Here is a 17530-nt window from a genome sequence, read left to right as displayed (position 1 = left end):
CTAACAACACAATCCATCAACACGTAGTGCAACATAATATAAACAAGACCAACACCCATCACTTAACTTTCCCTCTTCCTCTTCCTTTTTCTTCTCCCTCTACCACTTCCTCGACTTGAAGAAGAAGCTTCACCTCCCGTAGGAGCTGATTCACTAACAGGTGGTGGTGAAGGTGGTAAACCTCGATTCAGCAATGCTGCCAATCTATCTCCTATATCACCTCCCTCAGAGGCAGTACCAATAGTAGTAGCTAATGTTGAACCGCTACTCGTCGCAACAGGTACAGAAGATACAATACTACCGTAGGGCACAGAAGAAGACATACAGGAAGAAGAAGCCACATCAGCTCTATACCTACTCATGAATGATTTCTTAGGTGCAACAGGAACAGAAGAAGAACCTATTCTAAGAGCAGGAGAACCCATTATAGGCATAGCAGTAGAAGATCCTTCTACCTCAACAACAGAAGAACTAGTAACTGAAGAAGCACCAGTTGTTGGCACTACTGTCCACTTAGATGATTCAACTTCTTCTTCTCCAACTAACACTGGCGTCTCTGAAAGAGAAGGAGCAGAAACCTCAACAACCAATACTTCTTCCCCAGATAAAGAAGCCCCATCTCCTAATTCTCCCGATACCGAAGAACAGTCGTCTACAAATATGACATTATCACTAGACCCCTCAGTAACTACTAAAACTTCGGACTCTACAACATCAACCGTAAATAATCCAACTTCGTCTCCCATAACAAACAACGGTGGAGACTCTAAAGAAGAAGTAGGAGGAGGAGGAACATCAAAAACAGAAGTAGTAACAACAGAAGAAGCACTTACAGATGAAGAAGCACTTACAGATAAACCACCAGCTACAGATACACCAGCAGCCACAGAACTACCACTAGCTACTTCAGTAACATGAGATACTGCCCTTCTCCTCGCTGTTCCTCGTGATCTCATAAACAAACTGGACCTTGAAGCTGCCAAGACAGGCATACCAGCCTTATCACGAGCATCAATAAAATCTCTCACACAAAGAACAGAAGATGATGATTCCTCTCCAGGGCCTAATAGAACAGAAAACTGACTAGTTAGTAAACTCCACTCCGCTGCAAAAATATCTTGTACAATTCTCATAATAATCGCACTCAGAGACACCCAAAAACCTCTCAAACTATCTCCCGTCAATGGCAACAAGCTACGACCAGAATCATTCTCAGGTATGACTCTAAAAAGAGAGCAAATAAATTCAGAACAAAGTCCACCACAATAATCGAGAAGGAACTTATAAACAAAGCTAGTTTTGTAAGCCATCATATTAGTTATAAGCCAAGCATATTGTTCAGAAAATGAAAGCCTTTTCAGGGCACGCGACACTGGAACTGCTACTACACGTGAGTAAGTCTGTCTAGCCAATGCACTAACCTCACAGGTAAGAACATTAACCATTTCTTCAACCTCAGGAGGTACTTCAAATCCAAACAAATCTACAGAATCACCACCAGCTAAAGAACCACCATCATGAGATGCTACTCGCGCTCTCACTCCTTCAGAAGCTAAATAAAATCTTGAAACTGATGACGAAGAAGTACCAGTCCTAGCACAAGCATTAACAAAATCTTCTCCACAAAGACCAGATGATCCCTCTACAGTGGCTGACAGAGCAGGAAAGCGACCAATAAGTTCGTACCACTTTGACATAAAAAAACCCGCTACAGCTTTGAAAATAGCTTTATCCAAAGATAACCAAAAATCTGCTAACCTGTTTCCCGTTAATAGCACCAAGCTACGACTAGAAGAATCCCATACTCTGACACCGCAAAGATTGTTAATGAAAGTAGGAAGTAACTTAGAAGAATACTCAGCAAAGCACCTGGCCACAAATTTAAGCTCATAAAGCTTCCCATTAGTTAAACACCAAGCACGTCGTTCAGAACTTGAAAGATTACGCAGGATATCTGACACTGTTCTTGTTATACAATGGAAAATAATATTTTTAGCCAATGCACAAACCTCAGATATGAGTTTGTTAACCACTTCACTAAATCCAAGAGATACTACAAACCCAAACAAATCTACAAAACCTGGTGGCATAAGAGAAGAATCAGGAAGCAGTGAAGATGTAGAAAGACCAGCAATAGAAACAGCAGCAGTACGAGCGCCACTATTGGAAGTGGTACCGGAATCGGGACCTGGACTAGGAACGCGACTATCCGCAGCTCGATCCTGATCAACAATATGATCGGCAGCAAAAGCACGAGCTAGAGCAACGACACGATCGGCAGCGACAGCAGCTGCGCGAGCAGCAGCAGCGCGATCTTGACTATCTGCCGCGCGAGCACAAAAACTGTCACGGGAACGAGCACGGCGGGCACGGGCGGCATTATCGGTATCGGAAATGGGAGCGCCAGCACAAGCAGCGGCATCAAGGTTGGCAAGAGCATCAGTAGCACGAGCAGCAGCAGCGGCAGCAGAGTCGGCGCGAGCATCAGCAGCACGAGCAGCGGCGTTATAAGCAAGGGCGGAAGCAATAACACTATCGATAATGATCCCGAAATCTGGACATGTAATATGAACTCGACTATCTGCAGATTGATCTTGAGCAACAACTAGATCAGCAGCAACAGCTCGAGCTAGAGCAACAACATGATCGGCAGCGGCAGCGGTAGCGCGAGCAGCGGCAGCGCGAGCAGCAACATCGCAAGCATATTTATCCATAGCGCGAGCACAGGCAAGGGCACGGGCACGGACACTAGCTGGATCAGGATTGGTATCAGGTATAGGAGCATCAGCATTAGCATGAGCGCGAGCAGCCGCAGCGGCCGCAGCAGCCGCAGAGCTAGCGTGAGCATCAGCAACAGCATGGTAACTACGAGCGGAGGCAACAACACTACCTAGAACGATATCAAAATCTGAATTGGCAGTACAAGTACGAGCGGCAGTAGTTACAGAAGAAGTGGGGTCAGATAATTCTGGACTTGCGTCAGCAGGATCAGGATAAGCAGAAACCACGGAACCAGCAGCACAAAGCTTGGGAGCAGGTCCCTTGACCTTATCACTCCTACTGCCACTGCTACCCTTACCTACAGAGGTAGTAGCATTAGTGGAAGTAGTAGCAAAAGTAGTAAGCACAGTAGAAGTAGTAACAACCGAGGAAGTAGCAGCAATAGTAGACACAGCAGCAACGGTGGTAGATACATCCAATCCACTACCAGGCAAAATCTGAACCTGCTGCAAACCACCACTGTCAGCTTGATCATCATCACTAAGACCAGCACTACTTACTCCAGTTACAGGATTCACAATCAAATTCCTTTTTTCATTTATTATTGTTGATAGTTGTTGTTGATTTTTCCGTTATCGTTGTCATACACATCCTATATGCGATCCACGATTACATCGGAGGCGCAACCTAGGTACACGCTTAGGCATCAGCCTCAACTACAACAAAACACAGAGCACATAGCACATAGAAGAAAAACCTTACACTGCTCAACTACGTACATGACCAGGAAGATGCAGGACTTTGAAGTAAACAGAGAAACGCACCTTAAAACTGCACACCAAGTGAAATAAATTGTAGCAAATCAAATATAGATCAACATAAGAACAGCAACGCACACGATCTTATTCCTTATTACGCATCGCACACAAAAACTAAACAATTCAATATTATGCTGAACAACAAAACTTACCTATGGGAAATAGCCAAATACATACACCAACTAACATCCACGTATATAGCAAAATAAATCTCAATCAATGCTAAAAAACCAGACAAATCTGCACAAAACACGTACCAACGTAGTTACACTAATAACAATCTAGACTAACCTATTGCAATGCAACACCACATTACAAAACCATCGCTAACGAGCAACATCACAAAAATCACTCACACCACTCATAACATAAAGTGAGTGAACACCCCCCCTTGCTCAATCAACATACCCCGCAATATAAACAAGACCAACACTAATCACTTATTAACTTTTCCTCTTCCTCTTTCTTCTCTCTCTAACACTTCCTCGACTTGAAGAAGAAGCTTCACCTCTCGTAGGAAATGATTCACACTAGCAGGTGGTGATGAAGGTGGCAAACCTCGATTCAGCAACGATGCCGATCTCCCTCCTATATCCTCCTCCCCCAGAATAAGTATAAGCAGCAGTAGTAGTAATTACTACCGATGAAACACTGCCCATACCTACAGATGCCAAAGATAAAGACCCAGCAACTACACTACTACTGGACGACATAGAAGAAGAAGGCATAATGGAAGAAGTCTCATCAGCACTATACCTGCTCATAAATTATTTCTTAGTTCCACAAAGAAAAGCACTTACAGGAAATGTAGGAAATTCTTTTATCTCATCGGAAGTAAAGGAAAAAGCACTATTTGTGAGCACCACCATCCTCTCAGATGTAGAAGAAGATGATACACCCCCTAAAACTCCTAAAGGAGAAGAAGTACCGACCATAGACAATCCAACTTCTTCTCTAGCCAACATTGGTAACTCTGAAAGAGAAGTAGCAGAAACATCAACGACCAGTGCCTCTTCCCCCAGATAAACCAGCTACAGAACTGCCACTAGCTATTTCACCAGCATGAGATACCGCCATCTGTGCTACTCGTCCTCTCGTACCTAAAATTGCCAAAGCAGGAAGACCAACCCTCCTACGAGCACTAATAAAAATCTCCCCCAGAAAGAACAGTAGATGACGATCCCTCTCCAGGTCCTAATGAAACAGAAAATAGACTAGCAAGCCTACCCCAATCTACTACAAAAATACCTCCCACGGCTCTTATAATAGCGTCACTCAAATATAAACAAAAATATCTTAAACTGTTTTCCATTAGTGGCGAAAAGCAACGATTAGAAAAATTCCATACTTTGACACTGCAAAGATGTTTAATAAATTAGGGAAGGAAATTAGCACAATACGCGGCAAAGCACCTGGCCACAAATGTGGTCTCATAAAACTTCATATTAATTAAGCACCAAGCACATCGTCCAGTATTTGGAAGCCCACGCAGAGCATTTGACGCTGGAATTTCTACCATACACAGATAAAAACTTTCAGCCAATACACAAACATCTGATATGAGTTTACTAACCACTCCTCTAAACTCAGAATGCACTACAAACCCAAACAAATCTACACAAACTGGTGGCAAAAGAAAAGAAGGATCAGAACGCAATGAAGATGCAGAAGAACCAGCAACAGCGGCAGTACGAGCGCTATTGGAATCAGTAGTAGGAGCGACACAGCAAAAGCACTAACAAGAGCTTGAGCAACAACATAATCGGCAGCGTTAGCATCGGCAGCACAAACGGCAATAGAGCGAGCATATCTATATTCATACCGCAAGCACTAGCAAGGGCACGGGCTGGATCAGGATCAGGAATAGAGGCAGCACGAACAGCAGCAGCAGCAAAGCTGGCACGAGCATCAGCAACTCTAGGAGCAGTGTGGTAATAACTACGAGCGGCGGCAACAATACTATCGAGAATGGCACCAAAATCTAAATCGTCAGTGCAAGTGCGAGCGGCAGTAGTTACAGAAGAAGTGGGGCCAGATAACTCTGGATTTGCGCTAGCGTGAGTAGGATAAACAGAAGTAGAGTAAGTACAGAACAGCAGTATAACCCTTTGGAGCATATCCCTTGCCCTTCTTCTTACTACCACCACTACCAACCTTACCCTACAGAGGTAGTAGCACTAGTGGAAGTAGTAGTAGCAGTTAAGGTAGCAGCAACAAAAGTAGTAACAGCAGAGGAAACAGCAGCAACGGTAGCTACACCCAATCCACCACCAGGCAAGGCAAAGTCTGAACCTGCTACAAGACACCACCATCAGCTTGATCAGCATCACCATCACTAGTACCAGCAACACTTACTCCAGTTACAGTATTCACAATCAAATTCCTTTTTTCATTTATTATTGTTGATTTTTTATCACAGTTATCGTTATTATATGCATCCTAATGCAATCCTCGCCTACATCAGAGACACAAGCCCAGGCACTCACTCTTAACCACAACAAAACACGGAGCGCATAGAAAAGAAAAACCTTACACAATTATCTACATAAACAGGAAGGAAAGTACAAGACTTCAGAGTAAACAGCAAAAGCACATCGTAAAACTACACAAAAAATAAAATAAATTAGTCAGATCGAATATTAACTACTGACAGCAATATAAACTAGCTTATTACATATCGCGCCACGCGAGCGTACCACGCATCACACTCAAAACCAAGTGATTTAATACTATTCTGAACAACAAAACCTACCTACGACAAACACATACATCAACTAACATCAATACATAGTAATAAATCGCAATCCGTGCTAAAAAACTAGACAAACCTACACAAAGCCATACCAACGCAGTTACACTAATTTACAAAATCATCGTTAACAAGCAACACCCAAATCATTCACGGCATCAAGCACCTTACTCAACCAACTACCCTGCAATATAATATAAATAAGACCTACTTTCATCACTTAAAACTTTTCCTCTTCCTTTTTCTTCTGCCTCCACCACCTCTCCGACTTGAAGAAGAAGCTTCGCCTTCATCAGGGGCTGATTCGCTGGCAGGTGGCGGTGAAGGTGGCAAATCACGGTTCATCAATGCTGCCAATCTCCCTCCTATATCCTCATCCCCAGAATAAGTATAAGCAGCAGTAGTAGTAGGAGTAGTAGTAGTAGTTACTACCGATGAAACACTATCCATACCCACAGACGTCGAAGATAAAGGTCCAGCAGATACACTACTAACGGAGGACACCGAAGAAGACATGCCAAAAGAAGAAGAAGAAGAAGAAGAAGCCACACCAGCACTATAATATCTACTCATAAGAAATTTCTTAGGTCCACCAAGGGGCTTAGATCCACTAAAAGGACCACTTTTAGTAATTGTAGTAGATTCTTTTGCCTCAACAGGAGTAGATACTACAGAAGAAGTACCCGCAGAACTACCTCCAGCTACAGAAGCAGAACTACTACCAACTACAGAACTGCTAACAGGAGTAACAACAGAAGAAGTACCCGCAGAACTACCTCCAGCTACAGAAGCAGAGCTACTAACAACTACAGAACTACTAACAGGAGCAACAACAGAAGAAGTACCCGCAGAACTACCTCCAGCTACAGAAGCAGAGCTACTACCAACTACATAACTACTATCAGATGCGGAGCTACCACCAGCTACCCGGCTGGCAACACGAGAAGGCACCACCATACGAGCTACTCGCCCTCTCATCGCTACTGAAGTTGCCAACACAGGAACACCAACAACACTATGAGCTCTAACAAAATCTCTCCCACAAAGAACAGTAGATGATGATCCCTCTTCAGGTTCCAATGAAACACAAAACCTATCAGCAAATACACCCCACGCTGCTGCAAAAATACTCTCTAAAGCTTCTGAAATAGCATTATCCAACAATAACCAAAAATTTCTTAAACTATTTCCTCCTAATGACAACAACCCTTGACCAGAAATATCCCCTGGCCTAGCATTAAAAAGAGAGCGAATAAAATCAGCACAAAGCCCACGGTGATACTCGATAAGGCACATAGCCATAAAGCCAGTTCTATAGAGCATCCTATTAGATGTAAGCCAAGCACGTCTTTCAGAATCTGTAAGCCTTCCCAATGCACTCAACACTTGCTTCTCTATAGTAGACGAGTAAGCATATCTAGCTAATGCACTGATCTCATGAATAAGAATACTAACCATTACTTTAACCCCAGGAAGTACTCTAAGCCCAAACAAATCTACGTAATCACCACTACTATGAGGCACCTGCACTCCCGTCCCTCCGGTAACCGAAGCAAAACGTGATGACGAAGAGGCACCGGCCCTAGCACAAGTACCAACAAAATCTTCCCCACAAAGAATAACTAATTCCTCTTCATCTTCAGTATCCAACGGAACAAAAAAGGAAACAGAAAAGCGAACAGAAAGTGCGTCCCACCTTTCCGCAAAAACACTAAGTATAGCATTGAGAATGGCTCTATCCAAAGATGACCAAAAATCTACTAACTTGTTTCCAGTTAATGGCAATAAGCAACGAACAGAAGAATCCCATACTCTGATACTGCAAAGATGATTAGTAATAAATACAGGAAGTAACCTATAACAATACTCAGCAACGCACCTGGCCATACATTTGGCCTCACAAAGCCTCCTATTCTTCAAAAACCAAGCATGTCGCTCAGAATGTGAAAGACCATACAGAGTTCTCGACGCTTCTCTTGACATATACGTGCAAATACTAGTTCTAGTAAACGTACTAACCTCAGACATAAGACTGCTAACCACTTCACTAAACTCAGAAGATACTACAAACCCAAACAAACCTACATAACCAACAAGTTCTGGATCAAGTAAAGGAGGAAGACTGGTAGACAATGTGGCTTCAGAGAAAGCAGGGGCAACAGCGGCGGCAGCGGCGGCGGCGGCGGCGGCGGCGCGGCGAGCTCGATAATTAGCAGAGTGAACAGCAGCACGAGAACGAGCACGAGAGGGACCAGGCTCGGTACCAGAAGTGGGAGCGGCAGCGCGAGCATGAATACGAGCGGCAGCGGCAGCGGCAGCGGCAGCACGAGCAGCAGCACGATCAGCAGCACGAGCACGATCGGAAGCACCTAGAACTTCATCTAAAGCTCGAGAAGCCTCCAAACTCCACGTAAGCGCCAAGCATTCTCTGACTCTGGTAACTGTAGCAGTAAAAAACGACCTTACAAACCGACCGGCCTCATCACCACTAAATATAACAATCTCTCCATCAAGTAAATGAGAAGAAGAAGCAACTCTACTGTTAACCTCCGCAAAATAACGCCTCAAAAAACATCCCATAGCACCTACTTCAAAAACAGAAAAAGAACTATCACGCAATACAGAAATATCGTCTAATGCAAAAGCACCACTCGATGAAAAGCGTTCTCCAATCCGAGATCTAAAAAATGCAGCAGCCACCTCTCTAACAGTACATAAAAAATCATGTTCCATTCTACATAACTCTACCCAATCCAAAGTGCAAACATAGAAACCGAAAAAACATCCAGTTTGTGGAGAAGTGGGATCAACTAATTCTGTACTTGCACCAATAGGAGAAGGATGAACAGCAGTGTCAGAAACTACTGAAGTACCAACAGCATAACTCTTGGGAGCAGGTCCCTTACCCTTACTACTTCTACCACCACTACCACCCTTACCTACAGAGGTAGTAGCACCAGTGGAAGTAGTAGCATCAGAAATTACTGAAGCACCAACAGCATGACCCTTGGGAGCAGGTCCCTTACCTTTACTACTCCTACCACCACTACCATCCTTACCTACAGAGGTAGTAGCACCAGTGTAAGTAGTAGCACCAGTATATGTAACAGTAGTAGTAGAAACAGCAGGAATGGTAACAGCAGTAGTAGTAGTGGAAACAGCAGCAACGGTGGCTACAACACCCAATCCACCACTAGGAGAACCTTGAACCTGCTGCAAGGCAACACCTTCAACTCGATCAGCAGCAACATCAGAATCAGAGCTAGAACCACTCGCCCCAGATATAGGATTCACATCAAACTCCTTTTTCATTTATTATTATTGACGATTGCTGTTGATTTTTTAGTTATTCAATTTATAGCCAACCCCTACACCAGAAACTCAATTTGAACGTATACGCCGCGTACTTACCCTCAACTGCAACAAAACGGGAGCTGCGTATGTATACAAAGCAGCACACCAACTTAAAGAAAGACCAGATATCATAGGTCAGCGTACGCTAGTTCATTATGTAATATTATGTTAAAGAACAAAACCCACCTATGAAAAACACCCAAATACATACGCCGTAACAATGCAACAACTAACAGTCATATTTAACATTTATATAGCCAAATAAATCACAATCTGTGACACATAACCCATACAACACAGAATCACAACAATTAGGATGCAGCACTGCACTACAAAATCATCGTTAACAAGCAACATCCCCAAAATAACTCACATCACTCAAAATATAAAAACACAAGCCTCTTACTCAACCAACACGTAGTGCAATATAAACACTAATCATTTAACTTCTCTTCTTCCTTTTTCTTTTCCCTCTACCACTCACCCGACCTGAAGAAGAAGCTTCACTTCCCGTAGGAGCTGATTCACTAGCAGGTGGTGGTGAGTGTGGTAAACCTCGATTCATCAATGCTGCCAATCTCGTTCCTACATCCTCACTCCCAGAATAAGTATAGGCAGTGGCAGCAACAGTAGTAGTTGTCACCGATGAAACACTACCCACACCTACAGATGCCGAAGATAAAGATCCAGCAGCTACACTACTGCTAGAGGACATTGAAGAAGAAGACATACCGGAAGAAGAAATCACATCAGCACGATGCCTACTCATAAATGATTTCTTAGGTGCACTAGGACCACCAGAAGAACCTCTTCTAGGAATTGTAGGAGATTCTCCCACCTCAGCAGAAGCAGGAACAACAAAAGGATCACTAGTTGTTAGCACCACCATCCGCTCAGATGGAGAAGGGGATGGTCTATCTCCTAAAACTCCCAAAGCGGAAGAAGAAGAAGTAGTAGTAGTAGTAGTAGTAGTAGTACCGACCATAGACAATCCAACTTCTTCTCCTCTAACTAACACTAGCGGCTCTAAACGAGATGGAGTAGAAACATCAATGACCAATTCCCCTTCAGATAAAGATGAAGAAGGTCTGCCTCCTAATTCTCTCCCCGACACCGAGGAACGATTGTCGACAAATGTAACATCATCATCACCGGACCCCTCTGTAACTACTGATGCTTGTGGAGCTGCTCCAGAAACAAGTAACCCAGCTACAGAACTACCAGCAGCTACAGAAGCAGAACTACTACTAGCTACTGCAGCAATATGAGATACCGCACTATGTGCTACCCGTCCTCTCATAATTGAAGCAGACCCTGAAACTGCCAGCGGAGGAACACCAGCCTTATTACAAGCATTAACAAAATCTCTCCCACAAAGAACAGTAGATGATGATTCCTCTCCAGGTTCTAATAAAACAGAAAAACGCCTAGTAAGTGCTTCCCAATCTGTTACAAAAATATCCTCTACAGCTCTTGTAATAGCATTACCCAAAGATAACCAAAAACCCCTTAAATCGTTTCCTGCTAATGGCAACAAGCTACGACCAGAAACATCCCCCGGTCTGATACTAAAAAGAGAGCAAACAAAAGCAGGACAAAGCCCATCATGATACTCAGCAAGACACCGGGACACAAAGCCAATTTTATAAAGCATCATATTGGCTACAAGCCAAGCACATTGTTCAGAATATGAAAGCCTGCTCATGGCATCCAACACTTGAACTCTCACCACAGACGAGTAAATACGTCTGGCCAATGCACTAACCTCTCGGATAAGAGCATCAACCATTTCCCTAACCTCAGGAAGTACTTCGGACCCAAACAAATCTACATAACCACCACCACCATGAGGTGCTACTTGCACTGCCATCCCTCTAGCAATTGAAGCAAATCTTGAACCTGACGACGAAGAAGTACCAGCCCTAGCACAAGCACCAACAAAATCTCCTCCACAAAGAGCAGATGGCCCCTCTTCAGGGTCTAGTGGGAAAAAAAAGGGAACAGAAAAGTGCCCAGTAAGTGCAGCCCACTTTTCAACAAAAAAGCCCCTCAAAGCTTTGAAAATGGCTTGATCTAAATATGCCCAAAAATTGCTTAACATGTTTCCAGTTAACGACGAAAAGCTATGACCAGAGCAATACCCTGCTCTGATGCTGCAAAGAAGGCTAATAAATCCAGGAAGGAGATTAGCACAATACTCAGCAACGCACTCAGCCATAAATCTGGTCTCACAAAGCTTCATATTAATTAAGCACCAAGCACGTTGCAGTCCAGGATTTGAAAGCTCACGCAGAGCATGCGACACTGGAACTCTTATCGTATTCGGGTAAAAATTTCTAGCCGATACAAGAATCTCAGATATGAGCCTGCTAACCGCTTCACTAAGCTCAGAAGATATTTCAAACCCACACAAATCCACAAGAATTGATGGCGTAAGAGAAGAATCAGAAGGCAATGAAGTTGTAGAAGAACCAGCAACAGTAGTAGTAGTAGCGCAAGTGTGAGTAGTAGCAGCGCAAGTGTGAGTAGTAGCAGCGCAAGTGTGAGTAGCAGCAGCAGCGCGAGCAAGAACGTCAGCGAGGCCGGGATCAATATAAGGATTAGAACCAGGATCGGCATCAACGGCAGTGCGAGCGCGAGCGACAGCGCGAGCGGCGGTGCGAGAGCGAGCGCGATTAACAACAGCGCGATCGGCAGCAACAGCGCGATCTAGATCAATAGCAGGATCAGCAACAGCAGCGGCAACAGCAGCGGCAACAGCAGCGGCAGCGCGAGCACGACTATCAGCAGCACGAACATAAGCACAAACACGAGCACGAGCACGAGCGGGATCAGGCTCGGTATCGGGAATGGGAGCAGCAGCGCGAGCACGAGCACGAGCAGCAACGGCAGCGGTAGCAGTAGCTCGAGCAGCAACGCGAGCAGCAATTTGAGCACGATCGGGAGTAGCACCTAGAGCTCTATCCAAAGCCCGGGAAATCTCTGAACTCCACGCAGGCGCTAAGCATTCTCTGATCCTAACAACTATGATAGCAAAAAACGATGCTCTAAATTGATTGGCTTCATAAGCACTAAATTTCTTAACCTCTCCAGCAAGAAGATGAAAAGAAGAAACAACTCTACTATGAACTTCCTCAAGATACTCCCCAACAAAACTACTAATACTTACTTCAAGAGCAGAAAACAATTCATCACGTGACCCAGAAATATCTGTTATTGAAAAAGCACCACTTGATAAAGATAAATCTTGAATCCGAGATCTAAAAAATGTAGCAGCCTTTTCTTCAACGGCACATAAAAAATTATCTTCCATTCTACGTAATTCTACCCAATCCGAGGCACAAACATCGAAGCCGCAACACTTTATAGTTCGAGAAGAAGTGGAACGACCAGCTAATTTTGGACTTGCACCAGAAGCATGACCCTTGGAAGCAGGTCCCTTGCCTTTCTTACTACCACCACTAACACCCTTACCTACAGAGGCAGCAGCACTAGTGGAGGCAGCAGCGGAAGCATGGCCCTTGGAAGCAGGTCCCTTGCCCTTCGTACCTCTACTACCACTACTACCCTTACCTACAGAGGTAGTAGCACTAGTGGAAGTAGTAGTAGCAGTAAAGGGAGCAGCAACAGAAGTAGTAACAGCAGAGGAAGTAGTAGTGATAGTGGAAACAGCAGCAACGGTAGCTACACCCAACCCACCACCAGGCAAAGTCTGAACCTGCTGCAGGCCACCACTATCAGCTTGATCAGTAACATCATCATCACTAGGACCAGAACCAGCACTACCAACTCCAGTTACAGGGTTCACACCAAACTCCTTTTTTTATTTATTATTATTTATCGTTGTTATTGATTCCTTATTACAGCTATTGTAATTTACAGCTAATACACTCCACCCCTGCGTCAGAGACACAGTATGAGCATAGGCATTAGGTACTTACCCTCAACTACAACAAAACACAGAGCACGTGGAGAAAGCACCCCACACCTTACTACTTGCACGACCCGGAGGGTGCAAAGCTTTGGGGCAACAACAAAGCACAATAGAAAAAGCAAAGTGCCATCTTAAAGAAACTAAGCAAACCAAACGTTATAAATCTACACGAGTTCATTATATCTTACGCATCACACAAAGCCACAAATTTAATACTATGATTAACAACAAAAATCACATATGGAAAACAGCTAACTACATATGCCAACTAGTCATATTTATATCGCCAAACAAATCACAATCTGTGACAAAACATGACAAATCTACACAAAATCTCAACGCAGACACAAAGAACAACCTAAAAATATTGCTAACAAGTAACACCTCAAAAATCACTCACGCAACACAAAATGAGCACAAACAACTCACTTAATCAACACATAGTGCAACGCAAACAATACCAACTCCCATCACTTAACTTTTCCTCTTCCTCTTCCTTCTCCTTCTCCCTCTAACACTTCCTCTACTCGAAGAAGAAACTTCACCTCCCGTAGTAGCTGACTCACTAGCAGGTGGTGGTGAAGGTGGTAAACCTCGATTCATCAATGCTGCCAATCTCGCTCCTATATCAACATCCCCAGGAGCAGTACCAGTAGTAGTAGTAGTAGCTAATGGTGAAACTCTACCCGTCGTCGTCGCGGGTACAGAAGATAAAGGCCCAGAAGATACAATACTACCGGAGGACATCGAAGAAGAAGACATACCGGAAGAGGAAGCCACACCAGCACGATACATACTCATAAATAATTTCTTAGGTGCAACGGGACCAGCAGGAGAACATATTCTAGGAGCAGGAGAACATATTATAGGTATAGTAGAAGATTCTTTTACCTCAACAACAGAAGAACTAGTAACTGAAGAAGCACTAGTTGTTGGCACTACTGTCCGCTCAGATGATTCAATTTCTAAAACTCCCAAATCAGAAACAGCAGCACCAACCATAGGCAATACAACTTCTGACACTTCAACTTCTTCTTCTCCAACTAACACTGGCGTCTCTGAAAGAGAAGGAGCAGAAACCTCGACAACCAATACCTCTTCCTCAGATAAAGACGAAGAAAGCCTGCCTCCTAATTCTTCCTCCGATAACGAAGAATGATCATCAATAAATATAACATCCTCACCAGACCCCTCTGTAGCTACTAAGACTTCGGACGCTACAGCACCAACCACAGACAATCCAATTTCGCCTCCCATAACAAATAACGGCGGCGACCCTGAAGGAGGGGGAGGAACATCAACAACCAATGCCTCTTTGTCAGATAAAGGTGGAGAAGTCCTATCTACTAGCCCACCAGATAACAAAGAACGACCACCAACAAACGCAACATCCTCACCACCGGACACCTCTGTAACTGCTGATACTTCGGGCGCTAATCCAGAAACAGGTAAAACATCTGCAGAACTACCACTAGCTGCAGAACTACCACCAGCTACCTCAGCAAAATGAGATACCACTCTCGGTGCCACTACCCGTACTTTCCTCATCCCTGAAGTTGCCAACTCAGGAATACCAACTCTAATGAGAGCATCAACAAAATCTCTCCTACAAAGATCAGCAGATGATGATTCCTCTCCAGGTTCTAACGAAACAAAAAATTCACCCCACTCTGCTACGAAAATACCCTGGACAGTTTTTATAATATCATTAACCACAGATAACCAAAAATCTCTTAAAACGTCTCCTATCAATGACAACAAGACACGACCGGAAGTATCCCCCTGTCTGGCGCTAAAAAGAGAGCAAATAAAATCATGGCAAATCCCGTCATGATAATCTGCAAGGCACCTAGACACGAAGCCGGTTTTATAGAGCATCACATTAGCTACAAGCCAAGCACATTTTTCAGAATCTGAAAGCCCACTCAGAGCATTCAGCACTTGAACTCTCACCATAGACGAGAAAGTACGTCCAGCCAATGCAGTAACACTACGGATAAGAACACTAACAATTTCGCTAACCTCAGAAGGTACATCAAGCCCAAACAAATTAACAGAATCACCAGCATGAGGTGACACTTGCATCCCCATTCCTCCAGTAATTAAGTCAAATATTGAACATGACGGCGAAGAAGTACTAGCCCTAGCACAAGCATTAACGAAATCTCCTCCACAAAGAGTAGTTGATACCTCTCCAGTGACTAATGAAAAAAAAGAGGGAACAGAAAAGCGCTCAGTAAGTACAGTCCACTTTAAAACAAAAAAATCACGTAAGGCCGTGAAAATGGCTCGATCTAAAGATGTCCAAAAATCTCTTAATCTGCTTCCCATTAATGGCGACAAGCAACTACTAGAAGAATCCCATGCTCTGATATTGCAAATATGGTTAATAAATACAGGAAGGAGATTAGTAAAATATGCAGCAATGCACTTGGCAATAAATTTGGTCTCATAAAGCTTCATATTAATTAAGCACCAAGCACATCGCTGTTCATAATTTGAAAGCTTACGAAGAGCATCTGACACTGGAATTCTCATCGTATGCGGGTAAAAAATTTTAGCCCATTCACAAACATCAGATATGAGTTCGTTAATCACTTCATTAAGCTCGGGAGATACTACAAACCCAAACAATTCTACAAAACCTGGCGGCACAAGAGAAGAAGAACCAGGAGTCAATGAAGATGTAGAAGAACCAGCAATAGAAACAGTGGTAGTGGTAGTGGCAACGCAAGCATGAATGCTATTGGGATCTGTAGTGGAAGTAGCAGAAACAGCGAGAGTGGTAGTGGTGGTAGTAGCGGTAGTACAAGCAACAACTGAATCTGAATCGGCAGTGGGATAGGCTGCTGCTGCTGCCGCAGCAGCAGCAGCAGCAGCGCGGCGCGCGCGAGAATTAGTAGCGCGCACAATAGCAAGAGCACGAGAACGAGCACGAGCTGGATCAGGATGGTTATCAGGAATAAGAGCGGCAGCGCGCTCAGCAGCACGCTCAGCGGCGGCGGCGGTAGCCCTAGCACGAGCAAGAGCAACTTGAGCAGCAATCTGAGCAGGACTGGGAGCAGCTGGGGCTCTATCCAAAGCTCCGGAAACCTCTGAACTCCACACAGGCACCAAACATTCCTTGACCCTAGCAACTATAGCAGTAAAAAGCAACTCTCTAACCCGATCAGCTTCCTCAGTAGTAAATTTCTTAACCTCTCCATCAACTAGATGAAAAGAAGAAACAACTCTACTACGAACTTCAGTAAGGTACTCCTCAAGAAAATCACTCGCATCTACTTCAAACCCGGAAAACAATCCATCACGTAACCAGGAAAAATCAGTTACTGCAAAAGTACTACATGATAAATAGAATTCCTGAATCCGGGATCTAAAAAATTCAGTAGCCTTTCCTTTAACGGCACATAAAAAATCATCTTCCATTCTACGTAATTCTAACCAATCCGAAGTACAAACATGGAAACCGCAATACTCTGTAGAAGAAGAAGAAGTGGGAGCAACTAATTCTGAGCTTGCACCAACAGAAACAGAATGAACAGTAGCGGCAGGAACTACAGAACCAGAAGCATAACGCTTGGAAGCAGGTCCTTTGCCTTTATCACTCCTACCACCACTACTACCTTTACCTACAGAGGTAGTGGCACCAGTGGAGGTAGTAACAGAAGTAGTAACAGCAGAGGAAGTAGCAGAAGTAGTAGTAGCAGCAACGGTAGTAGCTACATCCAATCTAACATCATCAGAAGCCTGAACCTGCTGCAAGGCACCACCGCTAGCTTGATCAGCATCATCGTCAACATCCCCAGGATCAGAACCAGCACCACCGACTCCAGTTACAGGATTCACAACAAAACTCCCTTTTTATTTATTATTGTTAATCATTGTTATTAATTCTCTATCATCATTGCCGTTATTATTAATTTACATTATAACACCCACCAGCCTTGCATCATA

At 43.9% G+C, this 17530-nt stretch carries 10 protein-coding genes; all 10 read right to left on the bottom strand.

Annotated features, from left to right (window positions below; translation table 11 throughout):
- Nucleotides 1–62: 62 nt before the first annotated feature.
- The 10 genes from A6733_RS10245 to A6733_RS10200 all read right to left on the bottom strand — a co-directional run bounded on the left by A6733_RS10245 (nt 63) and on the right by A6733_RS10200 (nt 17422).
- Entirely contained in the window at nt 63–3299 is a 3237-nt protein-coding gene (locus A6733_RS10245) for a hypothetical protein (RefSeq protein WP_176696079.1), read from the bottom strand.
- A gap of 770 nt (nt 3300–4069) precedes the next feature.
- Complete coding sequence (locus A6733_RS10240) at nt 4070–4303, bottom strand: hypothetical protein (RefSeq protein ID WP_092403334.1); 234 nt, start codon at nt 4301–4303, stop codon at nt 4070–4072.
- A 3-nt stretch (nt 4304–4306) separates the two neighbouring features.
- Nucleotides 4307–4504: a hypothetical protein gene (locus A6733_RS10235; RefSeq protein ID WP_092403336.1), complete on the bottom strand. Its 198-nt coding sequence runs from the start codon at nt 4502–4504 to the stop codon at nt 4307–4309.
- Between the two features lie 176 nt (nt 4505–4680).
- Nucleotides 4681–4851, bottom strand: coding sequence for a hypothetical protein (locus A6733_RS10230; RefSeq protein ID WP_176696078.1), 171 nt, complete (start codon nt 4849–4851; stop codon nt 4681–4683).
- Between the two features lie 63 nt (nt 4852–4914).
- Nucleotides 4915–5196, bottom strand: a complete 282-nt coding sequence (locus A6733_RS10225) for a hypothetical protein (RefSeq protein WP_092411341.1) — start codon at nt 5194–5196, stop codon at nt 4915–4917.
- Between the two features lie 49 nt (nt 5197–5245).
- Nucleotides 5246–5656, bottom strand: coding sequence for a hypothetical protein (locus A6733_RS10220; RefSeq protein WP_139057445.1), 411 nt, complete (start codon nt 5654–5656; stop codon nt 5246–5248).
- Nucleotides 5657–5694: 38 nt separating this feature from the next.
- Nucleotides 5695–5817 carry a hypothetical protein gene (locus tag A6733_RS10215; protein ID WP_278183844.1) on the bottom strand — a complete coding sequence of 41 codons (123 nt, stop codon included), beginning with the start codon at nt 5815–5817 and terminating at the stop codon, nt 5695–5697.
- A gap of 687 nt (nt 5818–6504) precedes the next feature.
- Nucleotides 6505–9582 (bottom strand): hypothetical protein, encoded by a 3078-nt coding sequence (locus A6733_RS10210; RefSeq protein ID WP_092460737.1) that lies wholly within the window; start codon nt 9580–9582, stop codon nt 6505–6507.
- Between the two features lie 502 nt (nt 9583–10084).
- Nucleotides 10085–13450: a hypothetical protein gene (locus A6733_RS10205; protein WP_141663489.1), complete on the bottom strand. Its 3366-nt coding sequence runs from the start codon at nt 13448–13450 to the stop codon at nt 10085–10087.
- Nucleotides 13451–14050: 600 nt separating this feature from the next.
- Nucleotides 14051–17422 (bottom strand): hypothetical protein, encoded by a 3372-nt coding sequence (locus A6733_RS10200; RefSeq protein WP_141663488.1) that lies wholly within the window; start codon nt 17420–17422, stop codon nt 14051–14053.
- Nucleotides 17423–17530 lie beyond the last annotated feature (108 nt).

This window comes from Candidatus Ichthyocystis sparus (genome assembly GCF_900078745.1).
Lineage (GTDB): Bacteria > Pseudomonadota > Gammaproteobacteria > Burkholderiales > 2013Ark19i > Ichthyocystis > Ichthyocystis sparus.
Note: the sequence above shows the minus strand (reverse complement) of the source record. Positions and strands in the feature narration are given on the sequence as shown.